The organism is Marinobacter flavimaris (assembly GCF_002933295.1).
In the GTDB taxonomy this organism is placed as follows: domain Bacteria; phylum Pseudomonadota; class Gammaproteobacteria; order Pseudomonadales; family Oleiphilaceae; genus Marinobacter; species Marinobacter flavimaris.
In genome coordinates, this window is the sequence record NZ_PSSW01000006.1 from 247210 (window position 1) to 263008 (window position 15799).

General features: G+C 56.6%; 9 protein-coding genes and 1 pseudogene. 4 read left to right on the top strand and 6 right to left on the bottom strand.

Going from position 1 to position 15799, the window contains the following annotated elements; all coding sequences use genetic code 11:
- The first annotated feature begins 76 nt into the window (after positions 1-76).
- The 3 genes from ptsP to MDHKLMBL_RS13240 are packed head-to-tail and all read left to right on the top strand — an operon-like array spanning position 77 to position 5633.
- Positions 77-2908, top strand: a complete 2832-nt coding sequence (gene ptsP, locus MDHKLMBL_RS13230; protein ID WP_104270993.1) for a phosphoenolpyruvate--protein phosphotransferase — start codon at positions 77-79, stop codon at positions 2906-2908.
- Positions 2908-3873 carry a 1-phosphofructokinase gene (gene pfkB, locus MDHKLMBL_RS13235; protein WP_104270981.1) on the top strand — a complete coding sequence of 322 codons (966 nt, stop codon included), beginning with the start codon at positions 2908-2910 and terminating at the stop codon, positions 3871-3873. Before ptsP ends, pfkB begins: the two co-directional genes overlap by 1 nt.
- A complete protein-coding gene (locus MDHKLMBL_RS13240) occupies positions 3870-5633 on the top strand; it encodes a PTS fructose-like transporter subunit IIB (RefSeq protein ID WP_104270982.1) in 1764 nt (587 codons plus the stop codon). Before pfkB ends, MDHKLMBL_RS13240 begins: the two co-directional genes overlap by 4 nt.
- Before the next feature lie 41 nt (positions 5634-5674).
- Here the strand turns inward: MDHKLMBL_RS13240 and MDHKLMBL_RS13245 are convergent, their stop codons facing one another.
- From MDHKLMBL_RS13245 to MDHKLMBL_RS13270, 6 genes are all read right to left on the bottom strand, one after another.
- On the bottom strand, positions 5675-6046 hold the full coding sequence (locus MDHKLMBL_RS13245) for a VOC family protein (protein ID WP_104270983.1): 372 nt from the start codon (positions 6044-6046) through the stop codon (positions 5675-5677).
- A gap of 56 nt (positions 6047-6102) precedes the next feature.
- Positions 6103-7392, bottom strand: a complete 1290-nt coding sequence (locus MDHKLMBL_RS13250) for a sensor domain-containing diguanylate cyclase (protein WP_104270984.1) — start codon at positions 7390-7392, stop codon at positions 6103-6105.
- 33 nt (positions 7393-7425) lie between these two features.
- The gene (locus tag MDHKLMBL_RS13255; RefSeq protein WP_104270985.1) at positions 7426-9792 is read right to left on the bottom strand and encodes a sensor domain-containing phosphodiesterase; all 2367 of its coding nucleotides are present in this window, start codon (positions 9790-9792) and stop codon (positions 7426-7428) included.
- A gap of 9 nt (positions 9793-9801) precedes the next feature.
- Positions 9802-11856 carry a putative bifunctional diguanylate cyclase/phosphodiesterase gene (locus MDHKLMBL_RS13260; RefSeq protein ID WP_053113419.1) on the bottom strand — a complete coding sequence of 685 codons (2055 nt, stop codon included), beginning with the start codon at positions 11854-11856 and terminating at the stop codon, positions 9802-9804.
- Positions 11857-11883: 27 nt separating this feature from the next.
- Positions 11884-13437: a methyl-accepting chemotaxis protein gene (locus MDHKLMBL_RS13265; RefSeq protein ID WP_053113420.1), complete on the bottom strand. Its 1554-nt coding sequence runs from the start codon at positions 13435-13437 to the stop codon at positions 11884-11886.
- Between the two features lie 217 nt (positions 13438-13654).
- Positions 13655-14911, bottom strand: coding sequence for an NAD(P)/FAD-dependent oxidoreductase (locus tag MDHKLMBL_RS13270; RefSeq protein ID WP_053113421.1), 1257 nt, complete (start codon positions 14909-14911; stop codon positions 13655-13657).
- Between the two features lie 176 nt (positions 14912-15087).
- On the opposite strand from MDHKLMBL_RS13270, the pseudogene MDHKLMBL_RS13275 reads away from it, so the two are divergent.
- Positions 15088-15678: pseudogene (locus MDHKLMBL_RS13275) on the top strand (phospholipase D-like domain-containing protein); the annotation flags it as partial.
- Positions 15679-15799 lie beyond the last annotated feature (121 nt).

The following is a 15799-nucleotide window of genomic DNA, read 5'->3' on the forward strand; positions in this document are numbered from 1 at the left end:
CGATTTTAAGCATGCTGACACGATTCAGCAAACAAAAACTGATACGCAGTATCAAAACAAAAAGCGAGGCAACCTCATGCTGACGCTAACTGCCAATGACGTTCGATTGGGTGCCACTGCCTCTGACTGGCAGGACGCACTGCAACAGGCTGCTCGAGACCTTGAGCGCGCTGGCCGGACTTGCCCGGAATACCTGGCTGGAATGAACGCCCGTGAACAACAGTCTTCCACGGTATTGGGCAACGGCATCGCCATTCCCCACGGTACACCGGAAAGCCGGGATGCCGTCCTTGAAACCGGTGTTCGCATTCTTCAATTCCCCGAGGGGGTCACCTGGCACGATGGTGCGCGGGTAAATGTACTGGTGGCCATCGCTGCACAGTCCGACGAGCACCTGGATATTCTCCGACATTTGACCCGGGTACTGGATAAGCCAGGACTGGCTGAGAAGCTTGGCCATGCTACGGATGCCGCGGAACTGGTTGCCTTGCTTTCCAAAGCTCCGGCCGTTGCCAAATGCGACAGCGAGACGCTCTGTCTGGGAATAGATGCCTCCACACCGAACGAACTGGCCTTGATTGCAGCTGCACGTCTGCAGAGTTTGCGGTGCGTCGACACGGATTTTCTGGCCAGCATTGTCGGCCAACCACCGGTGGACCTTGGTCAGGGCTTCTGGCTGACACACCACACTGTTGGCGCCAGGCGCCCAACCCTTTCACTGGCAACACCAAAGCGTGCAACTGCGGAACTGCGTGGGGTGTTCTGTCTGGCCGGACCCGGTGATGAGTGCCATGACCTGCTGGAGCGCATCGATACTTTCCTGGCTGGTGATGAACCTATTCAGGGCCTGAGTGCTGAGGCCTTGTTGGCAAGGTTTTCCGGCGAGGCGGCCGATGCAGTGACGGCGAAAGTCACCCTGTTGAATACCCATGGCCTACACGCGCGACCCGCCAAGCAACTCGTCCAGGAGGCGCGTCGCCACAATGCCAGTATTCGGTTGCGCCTGTTGGAAGGCGAAGGTGCCGCAGTATCCGCTACCAGCCTGACTCGGGTGATCGGCCTGGGCGCCCGCAGGGGTCAGACGTTGCTGCTTTCGGCGACTGGGGATGACGCAAGCCAGGCCATTCAGTCTCTGACCAGCGCCATTGAAGGCGGCCTGGGTGAAAAAGTTTCTCCATTGCGGTCTGCGGATCCGCAAACCAAGGTGCCTGAAGCCGAACAGGCTCCCGCACTGACGGATGATCAGCCGGTTAAAGCGGTTGCCGCATCTCCCGGACTGGCCCTGGCACCGGCTTTCGTCATGCGACAGCCGACCCTTGAATATCCGCAATTCGCAGAAGATAGCGAACAACAGATCCAGCGCCTCAACCAGGCCGTCGATAGTGCTGACGGTCAGCTTCGAACCCTGATCCGTCAGGCGGAAGGCGGCGAAGCCGCGCCTATTCTCTCGGTTCACGTGGAAATGCTTCAGGACGAAGATCTCTACCAGGCTACGTTGGAAGCGATCAACGAAGGGGCGTCCGCCGAGGCAGGCTGGTGGAAAGCCATAGATACCGCGGCCAGGGCCCAGGAAGCGCTGGCGGACCGTTTGCTGGCCGAACGTGCCGCGGATCTGCGGGATGTCGGGCGCCGGGTCCTGTCCAACCTCTGTGGCGTGGCCATGCCGACGCCGCCGGACACTCCTTATATCCTGGTGGCTGACGATCTCGGGCCATCGGATGTGGCTCGGCTGGATACCACCAGGGTGCGTGGCCTCGTCACAGCCCGCGGGGGAGCGACGTCCCACAGTGCGATTTTGGCCCGAGCCCTGGGGCTGCCTGCGGTCGTGGGTGCCGGTGAGCGAATACTGACAATCCTGAATGGCTCCGATCTGGTGGTGGATGGCGAACGGGGTTGCCTGGTGCCGAACCCCGGGGCCGAACGCTGCGAGAAGATCCGTCGCCGTCTGCAACAACTGGACGCGTTGCAGGCCGAAGCTCATGAGAACCGCAATCAGCCTGCTACCACCGTAGATGGCCATACCATCGAAGTCTGCGCCAATCTCGGCAACACCGCCCACACCCCGGATGCTGTTGAACGGGGCGCCGACGGTGTTGGCCTACTTCGAACCGAGTTCATTTTCATGGCCCATCCGGAAGCGCCGGATCTGGCCACTCAAGTCACTGAATATCAGCACGCGTTCGATGCCCTGAACGGTTTGCCCCTGGTAGCCCGGACCCTGGATGTGGGTGGCGACAAGCCGCTGGATTACTGGCCGTTACCCCAGGAAGACAACCCGTTTCTGGGCATGCGTGGCATCCGCTTGTCACTGACCCGCCCGGACATCCTGGAAACCCAGGTCAGGGCCCTGCTGACTGCGGCAGGTGATCGCCCCCTTCGCATCATGTTCCCCATGGTGAAGGATCTCGAGGAGTTCCGGGCAGCCAGGGCCATTGTTACAAAAGTCCAGAGCGAGGTTTCGGCCAGTAATGTTCAGGTCGGCGTGATGATTGAAGTGCCCTCCTGTGCCTTGCTGGCTTCGACCCTGGCGCCGGAAGTGGATTTCTTCTCGATAGGTACCAATGACCTGACCCAGTACACACTGGCCATCGACCGCGGCCACGGGCAGCTCTCTGCGGAATCGGATGGACTGCACCCCTCGGTATTGCGGCTGATCCGGATGACCGTGGAAGCTGCCCATGCCCACAACCGTTGGGTCGGGGTGTGCGGGGAGCTGGCCTCAGATCCCCAGGCGATTCCGGTTCTGGTCGGGCTGGATGTCGACGAGCTGTCTGTGACCAGTCGTCGTGTGCCCCTGGTGAAGGCCTGTATTCGCGGTCTGAACCTTGAAAACGCCCGACAACAGGCTGAAAAGGCGCTGTCTCTGGCGACGGCGTCCGAGGTACGTGATGCCCTGGAGGCCTGGTGATGGCCCGTATCCTGACAATCACCCTGAATCCGGCTCTCGATCTGAGTGTTGAAACGGCGCCCCTCGCTCTCGGAGAGGTAAATCGCACAGGTCATACCCTGATGGAGCCGGCCGGAAAAGGCATCAATGTAGCTCGGGTGCTGGCGCGTTTGGGCCATTCGGTCACCGTTGCAGGGCTGTTGGGAGACGCCAATGCTGCGCCCTTTGAACGTCTGTTTGAGGCAGAGGGCCTGCAGGACAGTTTTGTACGCGTTCCCGGCCAGAACCGAAACAACATCAAGATTGCTGAGGCTGGCGGCCGGGTAACCGATCTGAATGGCCCCGGTTTCCGGGTCCCGGATGACGCAGTTCAGCGCCTTCAACTCCGCCTTAAATCCCTGCTGCCGGAATGCGACGCGGTGGTCATCGGAGGCAGTTTGCCAGATGGCTTTCCGCCTTCTGGATTGGCAAACCTTGTCGAGCAAGCTTCCCAAGCAGACAAACCGGTATGGCTGGATACCAGTGGCGCGGGCCTGAAGGCCGGCATCAAAGCTGGTCCCTACGCCATCAAACCCAACACGGACGAGCTGTCTGACTGGGCCGGCACACCCCTGAAGGATTTGGCCTCAGTGGCAGCTACGGTTGACGGCATCCGTGCCGGTGGCGTGTCCCACGTGGTGGTATCCATGGGTGCAGACGGCGTGTTCTGGTCGTCGCCGGCCGGCATCCTGAGGTCCCGGGTACCCCCGGTCTCGCTGGTCAGCACCGTGTGCGCCGGCGATACCTTGCTCGCAGGCATGCTCCATGGCGTGCTTGGTGGACAGTCTGAAGACACAGTGTTGGCGTTCGCCACGGCTTTGTCTGCCGAATGTGTGCAACACATTGGTGTCGGAGACCCCGAGGCCCCGGACTTTCCCTCCCTTCTCCAACAAACCCGGGTGCAGCCATGGCCCGGGCAAAACAACACCGGAGAGATACGGTTATGAATCTGATCATTGTGACCGCCTGCCCCCAGGGCGTGGCGACTCGTTTCCTGGCCGCCCGGGCCCTTGAGCGGGCGGCGAACCGGCGCGGCTGGTCTGTTACCACCGATACTCGAGGCCCGGATGGTAAAGCCGACAACAAGCCCAGCGAGGCGGCAATCCAACAGGCCGATCTTGTTATTGCCGCGGTCGGTGTTCCGGTAAATCTGGATGTCTATGCCGGCAAACGCTTGCTGCAGATTCCGGTCACCGCTGCCCTGCCAGACCCAGACGCCATCCTTACCCGGGCGCAGGCGGAGGCCACACCCTGGGACCCGGCAATGGCCAGTCAGGAATCTATAGCAACCAGTACCGCTGTCGGCAGTACCTCTGCCGGTAAGCGGATCGTTGCCGTTACTGCATGCCCCACTGGCGTCGCCCATACCTTTATGGCGGCAGAGGCCCTGACCGCCGCGGCGCAATCCGCTGGCCACAAGATCCGTGTAGAAACCCAGGGGTCGGTCGGCGCCCAGGATCCGCTGACGGAGGAGGAAATTGCGGCTGCCGATGTGGTGATCCTGGCCTGTGATATTGAGGTAGATCCGGGCCGCTTCTCTGGCAAGCGGGTCTGGCGGACCTCGACCGGTGCCGCCCTGAAAAAACCAGCCGATACCATCCGTGATGCCCTGGAACAGGCCGTGGTTCTGAACGCCGGCCAGAAGAAAACGTCTGGCGCTTCCGGAAGTGGAGAGAAAAAGGGGCCTTACAAGCACCTGCTGACCGGTGTCTCTTTTATGCTGCCCATGGTGGTGGCTGGCGGTTTGCTGATCGCTCTGTCCTTCGTGTTCGGGATTGAAGCGTTTCAGGAGGAAGGCACGTTGGCTGCCGCCCTGATGCAGATTGGTGGTGGCACCGCCTTCAAACTGATGATTCCGTTGCTGGCCGGATACATTGCCTGGTCGATTGCCGACCGTCCCGGCCTCGCGCCGGGAATGATCGGTGGGTTTCTGGCGGGCGAACTGGGAGCCGGATTCCTCGGCGGTATTGTGGCGGGTTTTCTCGCTGGTTATGTAGCGCGCTTTATCAGCCAGAAACTGCCAATGCCCGAGAGCATCGAATCGCTGAAGCCGATCCTCATCATTCCGTTGCTGGCCAGTCTGGTTACCGGCCTGGGGATGATCTATGTGATTGGAGAGCCCATGGCTGCCATCATGGGCGCCCTGACCGGATTCCTCGAGGGTATGGGAACGACCAATGCGATCCTGCTTGGTGGCATTCTGGGTGCCATGATGTGCTTTGACCTGGGAGGGCCTGTCAACAAGGCGGCCTATACCTTCGGCGTGGGTCTGCTTTCAGAGGGTAGCGGCGGCTCGGCACCCATGGCGGCCATCATGGCGGCAGGAATGGTGCCGGCGATCGGCATGGGTGTGGCGTCGTTCATCGCCCGGCGTAAGTTTGCAGAGGCGGAACGCCAGGCCGGACGGGCGTCCTTCGTGTTGGGTTTGTGCTTTATCTCGGAAGGCGCGATACCCTTTATGGCGAAGGATCCGTTGCGGGTCATTCCGGTGTGCATGATCGGTGGCGCAATTACCGGTGCTCTGTCGATGCTGTTCACCGTCAAGCTGATGGCACCCCACGGCGGGCTGTTTGTGCTTGCCATTCCGAATGCGGTTAGTACCGTATTGCCCTACCTGATTGCGATTACCGTGGGATCACTGGTGATCGGTTTCGGTTACGCGTTGCTGAAAACCGGCAAGGTGGAAGTGGCGACAGCGGTAAGCTGAAAATGTAAAAACTGCGGCCCTCGTCTGAGGGCCGCAATTAATCAACCGAATACAAAAAACGCCAGCTTGTTGCCGTCCGGGTCTTTCACATAGGCGCCGTAGAACTGGTCCGGAATTCGCTGCCCGGGCTCGCCGTCGCAGGTGGCACCAAGTTCGATCGCTTTCTTGTACATGGCATCCACACCCTCTTTGGAACCCGCAGGAAGGGCGACCATATTGCCGTTGCCGGGATGGTTGGGCTCTTCATTGAAGGGAACGCAAACGGCGATCATGGGCTCGCTCATGCGCTTGCCGATAAAGGCGATACGGCCCATGTCCAGAAGCAGCTTGGCCCCCTGGTCGCTCAACAATTCGGCATAGAATGCCTTTGCTCTTTCCATATCACTGACGCCAAGGGTGACGTATCCGATCATGCTCAGTCTCCGTTCATGGTTGTTGTCGAAAGCCAGAATACGCTGTTTTTTATCTGTCAGCTCTTTTCAGCGCCGATTTTGCTGACCACCACCTGATTTCTGCCTGCTCTCTTGGCCTGGTAAAGCAGCTGGTCGCATGCCGACAGCAGCTCCCGAACCCTGCTTATGTGTCTGCTCCAGCATACGACCCCGGCACTCAAGGTAACGTTGAAAGGGGTGTCATCGTCACTGAGAAAGCTCTCCGTCTCCATACCGATACGTAGGGATTCGGCAACATGCCGGGCATCACTCAACGTGGTGTGAGGCATCAGAACGATAAATTCCTCCCCTCCGGTGCGTGCAACAATGTCGGTCTTGCGGGTCCGCGTTTCGATCAGGCTGGCCACCTTGCGCAATACCTTATCGCCGGTAAGATGGCCCCAGGAATCGTTGACGCTTTTGAAGAAATCAATGTCCAGGGAAAGCAATGAGAACGGATGGTCGTAACGGGCAGATTGTTCCGCCAGTTCCTCAAGCTTTCTGAGCAGATATCTCCGGTTATAGAGCCCTGTCAGTTCATCGGTAATCGTCAGAGCTTCCAGCTGGAATTCCAGGCGTTTCTGGTCGTCGATGTCAGTAATAACGCCATGCCAAGTGGTGCTACCGTCCGGATTTCTCTCCGGCTGGGAAACACCTCGCAGCCATCGGGTCTGGCCATCTTTCATAATGCGGTATTCGCAAACCCATTCGCGTAGCGTCTTGCGGGAAAGCTCGATGGTCTCGTGAACTCTTGCAACATCCTCTGGATGAATGGCTTCAAACATCCGTTCCGGGTGGGTTCGGGTTTCCGCTGGCGTTACGCCATAGAAATCCTTGGCCTTGCGACTCATATAGGGAAAGAGAAAACTGCCATCTTTATTGAGGGTAAAGGTATATATGACCCCCGGGAGGGATTCGGCAAGTTGCTGCAGTTGGTGCTGGGAAACTTTCTCTTCCGTGACATCCAGATGGGTACCCATCAGCCAACGGCTTTCTGCCGTCTGGTCATTGTTGAACAGGGTCCCGCGGGTGTGGATGTAACGCCAGTCTCCGTCCTTGTGAAGCATACGCACCACGCATTCAAACTGGTGGGCATCACCGCTCAGATACGCGGTCAATGCCTGGTTTGCTGACTCGATATCGGTGGGATGACTGAGCTTTTCCCAGGTCTGGAACGACAATGGCGAAAGCTCTTCCAGGGTGTAACCCAGCATGGTGGCCCAGCGTTCATTAAAGATGATTTCGCCGGTGTCCAGGTTGTATTCCCAGGTGCCTGCCCCGGTGCCGTCAAGAATGGCATTGAGCCTGGTTTCTGCAGTCAGGTGCATGTGATCCCTCACACGAAGGCCGCTTGTTCGCGGCTAGTTGTGGCCCGAATGGTAACGAGCCCAATTGAAATTATTGGCCCAGTCGAGCGCTTCTGCCAGTGGCAGAGGTGGACTGTACCGGTAGCCCTGCCCGACATCACAGCCAAGTTCGAGGAGACGTTGTTCTTGCTCGGCCGTCTCCACCCCTTCCGCCACGGTGCGCCTCTGAAAACTCTGGGACAGGCGTAAAATAGCTTCTACGATCATCGAGTTATCCTGGTTCCCTATCAGATCACCCACAAAGGTTCTATCAATCTTCACTTCCTGGGCCGGCAATGTCCGGAAGTAATTCAGTGAAGAGTAGCCGGTTCCGAAATCATCCAGGGAGATGCAAAGACCGGTATTGCGACAGACGCTGAGATTCTTCATGACGGTCGTGGTATCGTCCAATGCGGTCGTTTCCAGGATTTCAATGATCAGCCGGTCACGCACCTCGTGAGGGCACTCGTTCAGCATGCCCGTTATATCGTCGGGGAAGTGTTCACTCAGGAAGTGGGACGGGCTGAGGTTGATACTCAGGGTATACGGCAGCCCCAGGTCCATGAATTCACAGATTACGCTGACCGCGCTTTCCATCACGAACAGTCCAACCTGCCTGGCGTAATCGGTGAACTCCAGGTGCTCCAGAAAACGCGCCGGGGAAAGGAGTCCCTCCTCCGGGTGATTCCAACGAATCAGTGCTTCAAAACCTTCAACCGTTCCGGTGCGGTAGTTGATCTTGGGCTGGTAGTAAAGTTCGAACTGTTTTTTTGCCAGCGCTTCGTCGACCTGCTCGAGGACACGAACTCGCTCCTTGCGATTAAAGTGAGACGCCAGATCAAACAGGCTATAGGTATCTTTCCCCGAATCTTTGGCCGCATACATAGCCTGATCGGCATGCCGAAGCAACGTATCGGGGTCTTCGGCGTCATCGGGATAAACGGTCACCCCCATACTGGCCGACAGTTTCATGACGGCATTCTGGTAGCTGATGGGCCGGCGGATAGCTTCCAGAATCCGGTTGTAGACTGTTGAGTCTTCGACATCCCTGAGAACAGCGACGAATTCATCGCCCCCGAGTCTGCCGATGGCATCGTGTTGCCGTATAGTGGCTTTCAGACGTTCGGAAATGATCTTCAGAACAGCGTCGCCCAATGCATGGCCGTGGTGATCGTTGATGGCTTTGAAACCGTCCAGATCAATGAAGCAGAGCGCCACCGTGCCATGGCGGAGATTAGCCTCATGGAGCTCCTGGGTGAAGATTTCCGTGAGTCTCCGGCGGTTGGGCAACCCAGTAAGGGCGTCATAATTGGCGGCTTTTTCAAGGCGTTCCTGATGCTGTTGTTTTTCGTGATGCAGGCGCTTCCGTTCAATCAGGTTCCCGAGGGTTTGTAGCAGTGGCTCCAACTCTTCGGCTAGCCTGACCTTATATCCCCCGAGGCGATTGGCCAGCCCTACGAGCCCCACCTGTTGATCGCCCGAGAAGACCGGAATGCCGATATAGGCGTCGATGTTTGGGTGCCCCTCCGGCAATCCTCCACGGCGGGGGTCGGTGGTAACATCCTTCGAGACCACAACTTCTCCCGTGGTCATCGGAAGGGCAATTAGGGTATCAAGGCGGTCGAAAACCAGCCCTCGCCTTTCCACCTGCTGGTAAAGCGCCTGTGTTTTCGGATTCCAGGCAATGTTGGTGATCGCGCCGATTTTCAGATAAGGGTCGCCGTTGGGCCGGAACAGGGTTTCACCGATGAAACCGAACTGGCTGCCTGTGAGAGACAGCATGTCATTCAGCATTTGCTCGAAGGCAGCATGCTGGTTATCACTGGTAAGAAAGACGTTCAGGGCCCTCTGGATCGACCGGTTGAGGTGGGAAACCTCGACGAACTCATGGTTTTCGATCGACAGGTAGGTTCGCTCGAGTTCGTCTTCTATCATCGTGGCCAGGTTGCGAAGGATATCGAGGTCCAATTCCCCGAAATCCCTCGGCTTATCGTCGATAATGCAGATCGTGCCGATTTTGAAACCGGTTGGCTCGCGCACCGGCATGCCGGCATAGAATCGAATATTGGGGAAGCCGGTCACAAGGGGATTTTGCGAAAAGCGTGGATCTTTCGTGGCGTCCGACACTATAAACGCCTTGTCCTGCTGGATTGCGTAATCGCAAAAAGCAACGGAGCGGGGGGTTTGGCTGGCTTCGAGGCCCTGGCGGGATTTGAACCACTGCCGTTCGCTATCAATTATCGAAAAGAGCGCGGTTTTCACGCCATAGTATTGGCGGGCAATCCGGGTGAGCCTTTCGAACCGATCTTCCGGGGGCGTATCAAGGATGCCCAGGCGCTCAAGTGCTGTGAGCCGACGCTTCTCCAGGGTACTGCTGTCCATGGTTCTGACTCACCTTGTTTGACCAGACGACTGCTGGGAAAAAAGTTCAATGGCTTCTTCAACAGGTAACGGCCTCGACAGTAGATAGCCCTGGCACAGATGACAACCCATTTCACGTAACAGTTCGAACTGCTCAACAGTTTCTACGCCCTCTGCAATAACCTGAATATTGTGAGCGACGGCGATATCAATAATGGATTTGACGATCACTGCTCCTTTTTCCGTCGAGACCTCATCCACAAAGGTTTTGTCGATTTTCAGGTCATCAATGCCGAGGTATCGCAGATAGTTCAGTGAAGAGTAACCAGTGCCGAAATCATCAATAGCGATACGGACACCCTGGGTGCGAAGCGCATCAAGGTTATGATGGGCTTCTTCCGACCGTTCCATGACCGCACCCTCGGTAATCTCGAGTTCGACGCTTTCGATCGGAATCTGCGCCTCTGCGATGCTCGCCAATACCCACTTGTGGAAATCCGCCTGTGAAAAGTGTGCTGGTGTTATGTTGATGGCGACCGGTGGGAAACCGGGAATCGTGGCTCGAGCGGTCGATATAAGTGCAAAAACCTGACTCAGAACATACCGATCCAGCTCCAGGCCCAGAGAGGATTTTTCCGCGATGGGAACAAATTCACCCGGAGAGACAAATCCCTCCTTTGGATGGTGCCAGCGAACCAAAGCCTCATAGCCGGCTATCGATCGATCAGCACACTTGTATTTTGGTTGCAGATAGACTGCCAGTTGCCGATTCTCGATGGCATCCTTCAGCCCCTGCTCTATTTCTATTTGCCGATGAAGAACCCTGTGATGTTCGGAATCAAAAACGCCGATACGCTGGTTGCGTCGCCGTGCAGACCCTTTGGCGGACTCCGCCAATTCCGGTAATACTTCAACAACCCCGGAATCCGCAGGGTACATCGCAATCCCGATGGTTGCCCTCACGTTCAACTGGTTTTCCCGAAGTTTAAAAGGCTTCGAAACGTAGTCGACAATGCGTTCAGCAATAGCCTCTGCGTCTGCACGGCTGCTGACATGCAGTGCGACAAGGAACGTATCCGCTCCTGCGCGCGCGCAATGATTGGCGCGCTGAATAGCGCGACCGATACGGTTGGCAAGCTTGATAAGAACTGCATCGCCAATCTCGTAGCCATAACGCTGATTGATAAGGCTGAAATGTTCAATATCGATGAAGAGGAGCGCCCCGGGACTGGCGCTTTTGAACCAGACCTTGCAATCTTCAACCAGTGTTTGTTTGTTGAGCAAACCAGTTAAAGGATCGTGTGTCCTGAGGTAGTGTGCCTGCTGGAGTGCCTGCTCCTGTTCAGATACGTCGATGCCAAAGCCCTGTACCTCGGCATCATCGCTTCCGGGCGCCGAGGTCCTTCGAAAGCTCCATTCGACCAGCGTTTGCGCGCCATCTTTTCCAATCATCGTCACTTTGACGGCAATCTCTTCAGACGCATCCTTATCATTGAACAGTGAGGCCAGTCGTTGACGGATATGGTGGCCCGGTTCATTGAAGAAGACCGTGATGGGGGCGCCGATAATGTCGGTGTTCTCTGTGCCCAGGGCCCTGGTAAATGAGGCATTAGCAAAGGTAATGCGGAAATCGCTGTCGAGGCGAAGGATAAACTGTTTCTGCGCCTGGACGATTTCCCGATAGCGCTCCTCTGCTGCGGCAAGCTTGTCGAGTGCATTTTTATAACTGCTTAGGTCGTGGCAGATGCCGACAAACAGATGTTGGTCAGCAAGCCTGGTCTCGCCTACGGATAGGTGCATTGGGAAGGTTTGGCCGTTTTTCCGCTGGCCCCGGACATCACGACCGATGCCAATAATTTTTCCAACGCCGCTGCTTTTGTAGTTTTCAATGTATTGGTCATGATGCCGGGCGTCGGGCTCAGGCATGAGCATGGACACGTTATTACCCAATACCTCCTCGGGAGCATAGCCGAAAAGCACTGTCGCAGACTCAGAGAACTGCTGAATGATTCCTTTGTCATCGATAACGATAATGGCATCAACCGCCGCATCCATCAGCGCCGACGCCAGGCCTTGCTCAATCATTGTCGTCGTGCCACCTGGAATTATCCGTCATTTGAACCTAACGACGAGCTCGTGCAAATCGTTCGCAATCTGTTCAATGTTTTTCACGCATTGGGTGGACTCCTCACCTTTGGCCAGGTTGTTGGACGCCAGATCGGATATTTTTTCCACCTGCTCATTAATCTGGTCCGACACCTGAGCCTGTTCTTCCACCGCTGCCGCCATCTGCAGCGCCATTTCAGCAATGTTGGTGACGGACTCGGCGATATCATTCAGAGTGCTCTCGGCCGAGAGCATTTTTTCCATGCCTTCGTCTGCTGACAGTTTGCCTTCGTCGGCCTTTTGATTGGCCTCCTCAGAGCGAGAAATCAATTCGTTTACGATGCCATGGATTTCACTCGTCGAGTTGCGGGTGCGGGAGGCCAGACCTCGCACCTCCTCGGCTACCACAGCGAAACCGCGACCATGTTCCCCGGCCCTGGCTGCTTCTATGGCGGCATTCAGTGCCAACAGATTGGTCTGTTCGGCGATTTCCTCGATAATCTTTGCAGCGGAGGCTATTTGTTGAGTCTGTTGCGCCAATTCCCCGACGGAATCGCTGATGCCATGGACGGAACCCTTAAGGGTCTCAATCGCCTCCCGAGTGCCGCGAACAACAGAGCGACCCTCATTGGCAAATTCCTTGGCACTGTCTGCTCGCTCTGCGGTTGATTGAACATTTGATGAGACTTCAGCAATCGTTTGAGACATCTCGTGCACGGCCGCTGCAACCTGTTCGGTCTCGGACTGCTGCTGCTTCAGGGCCTCCTGTGCTTCGAAACTGACCTCCCGACCTTTAACAGAGTGCAGCCTCATCTCATCGGCAGAATCTTCAAGTCTGGTAAGTACCGCATCCAGGTGTGCTTGTTGGGCTTTCACTGCGACTTTGATGCGCCCAAGTGGCAGGTCGTCATCGGTGTAGCTCTTTGCAGCGAGATCATCCGTAAAGCTGTGTTCAAGTAGCTTCGTGACCGACCCCATTAGTTGCTTACGGGCCAGATGCATCCAGCCGGCATAAGCAATGACGCCACCGGCCAGAACCAGTTCCGAGAAGGTTTGCTGACCGGCGAGAAACAGGGCGCCTGCGACGATGAATACGAGGGCAAGAAAGATGGTGGGAGGTTGCACCCTGTGCCACAGAGGGATGCCGGACTTTCCTGCACGGATGGAGGCATACAGATTTTCCGCCCGCTCCACGTCTTCTCTGTCCGGGCAGGATCTGACGGACTCGTACCCGACCACCTTACCGTTCTCGGTTACGGGCGTAACGTAGGCACTGACCCAATAGTAGTCACCGTTCTTGCACCGATTTTTTACCAGACCCATCCAGGGTTGGCCGGCTTTCAGATGGGACCACATGTTTTCGTAGGCGGCCGGCGGCATATCCGGATGCCGGACGATGTTGTGGGGCTGGCCGATCAGCTCATCACGAGTGAAACCACTCACCTCGACAAACGCAGAGTTACAGTGGCGAATCTTCCCTTTCAGATCAGTGGAAGAAATCAGTTTCTGGTTAGGCGAGAAGGTTTTCTCGTTATCCGTGACCGGTAGATTCTTTCGCATGACGGGGCCTGATTTGAATGGAAACAGGAATGTTTACTATTTCAAAGTAGGACAATTAATGCAAAAGAACTATAGGGAGTACAGATTAAGGAGCTAAGGAAATTCCCGATTGCAATAATAAAACTGCCCGGAATTCAAAGCCGAAGCACCTTATTTTCCAGTTGTTCTCATGTGTAACACAAGGTTTCGGTGCCTTTACCCCTAAAGGTTTGGCAACTTATCTTTTGGCCGGTTTCGCGAGCCATTCATGCCCCTTTAACATGCCATGCCAGTAAAGGGTCGGCAGCTGCTTGGCCTTCAGCCACCAGGCGGCTCGGGTAGCCTTGGTGCCATCGTTGATCCATTTCGGGAAGCTGGGCTGGAGTACGCCGCCGTAGCCGAATTCCGCCAGTACGATCTTGCCGTTTTCCACGGTCAGCGGGCAGGAACCATAGCCCAGATAGGCGGCCTCAAGGGGCTGGTCTCGGAGCGTGGCCACCAGGTTTTCCGCCACCACCGGCGCCTGTTTGCGCACCGCGGCGGCGGTTTTTGCGTTTCCGGTTCCGCTCACGTCGCCAAGGCCAAAAATGTTGGTGTAGGTTTTATGGCGCAGGGTATCGTCCTCAAGATTCAGCCAGCCGCCTTCATTTGCCAGTGCGGATTCCCGGATCAGCTTCGGTGCCCGCTGGGGCGGCACGGCGTGCAGCATATCAAAGCTTACTTCGCGGTCCTGGCTGTTGCCCTCGCCATCGGTTGAGCGGAAAACGGCTGTTTTCGAAGGCCCGTTCACGGCAACCAGTGTGCTCTGGAAATTCAGGTCGATGCCGTATTTTTCGACATAGGCTTCCAGGGCCGGGACGTAATCGGCGACACCAAACAAGACGGCTCCGGCGTTATGAAACTGGATATCCACATTGTTGAGCACGCCGTGCTTGAGCCAGTAATCGGCAGACAGATACATGGCTTTCTGAGGGGCGCCTGCACATTTGATCGGCATTGGCGGCTGGCTGAAAAGAGCCCGGCCTTTCTTGAGCTTCTGCACAATGTCCCAGGTGTAGCTGGCCATGCCTTCCCGGTAGTTGGAGGTGACCCCGTTGGAGCCCAGCGCCTCCTCAAGACCTTCGATGCCGCCCCAGTTCAGCTCCAGGCCGGGAGCGAGAACCAGCGCCTTGTATTGCATGGATGAGCCGTCACCCAGGGAAACCTGGTTGTTGTCCTGGTCGATGGCGGTCACCGGTTGCTGGTACCAGGACACGAAACTGGGCATGACGTCTGACATGGGCTTGGAGGTGACCTCGGGCCGGAAAACCCCGCCTCCCACCATCGTCCAGCCGGGCTGGTAGTGGTGCCGGATGGCTGGCTCCACGATGGCAATGTCGATGCTGCTATCCCGTTTGTGGATGCTGGATGCTACCGATATACCGGCTGCCCCGCCGCCCACGATTATGACGGTATGAGTTTTGACGCTGCCCGTGGTGGTTGTGTTGCTGGTCATGCCTCGAACCTCTTGTCTTTGTTTGCTCTGCGCGAGTGGTGTTTGAGATATATCAAAGCGTACCAAACTTTAGAGTCTAACGTTATATCAATAGGAAATATAAAGATCGGAAATGCTTTGTGTCATGCTTCAAGGGGAAGACTCTCTCAATCTCGACCTGGATGGCCCCGTGCAAAATGACTGAATGCCGAACTTTTACCCTTCTTGCACTCCTAATGCTGACAGGTCTGCTGGCAGGTTGTGCGTTGCCATCCCTGAAAGACCGCTCACAGTCTGTTGCATTCGTTCAGGCGCAGACGGCAGATACGCGCCTTGGCAGCGCAGTTGGCAGAGAGATTGAAACCCACCCCGATCTCAGTGGTATTACAACGCTGGAGCATCCACTGGACGCTTTCGTTGCCCGCGCTTTGCTCGCAGAGGCCAGCGAGAGATCCCTGGATGTCCAGTACTACATCTGGCGGGACGATATTACCGGCAAGCTGCTTCTGTACTCGCTATATCGCGCGGCCGAACGTGGCGTTCGGGTTCGGTTGCTCCTGGATGACAACGGCATCGCCGGCCTGGACGATCTCCTGGCGGCGTTAAATCATCACGACAACGTCGAGGTTCGGCTGTTCAATCCGTTTGTGATCCGTAGTTCCCGGACTTTGGGTTTTCTGACGGACTTTGGTCGCCTGAACCGCCGGATGCACAACAAGTCATTCACGGCTGACAACCAGGCCACCATCATTGGCGGCCGCAACATTGCCGATGAGTATTTCGGTGTTGCGTATTCCGGCGAACGTGACCGGTCATTCCGGGGATCGTGACCGATTTGCACACGGCCATCACGCTGGAGTGAGTTTTGTACTCTGAGCGGTCACGATGGGTCAACCGATTCCGGTTTTT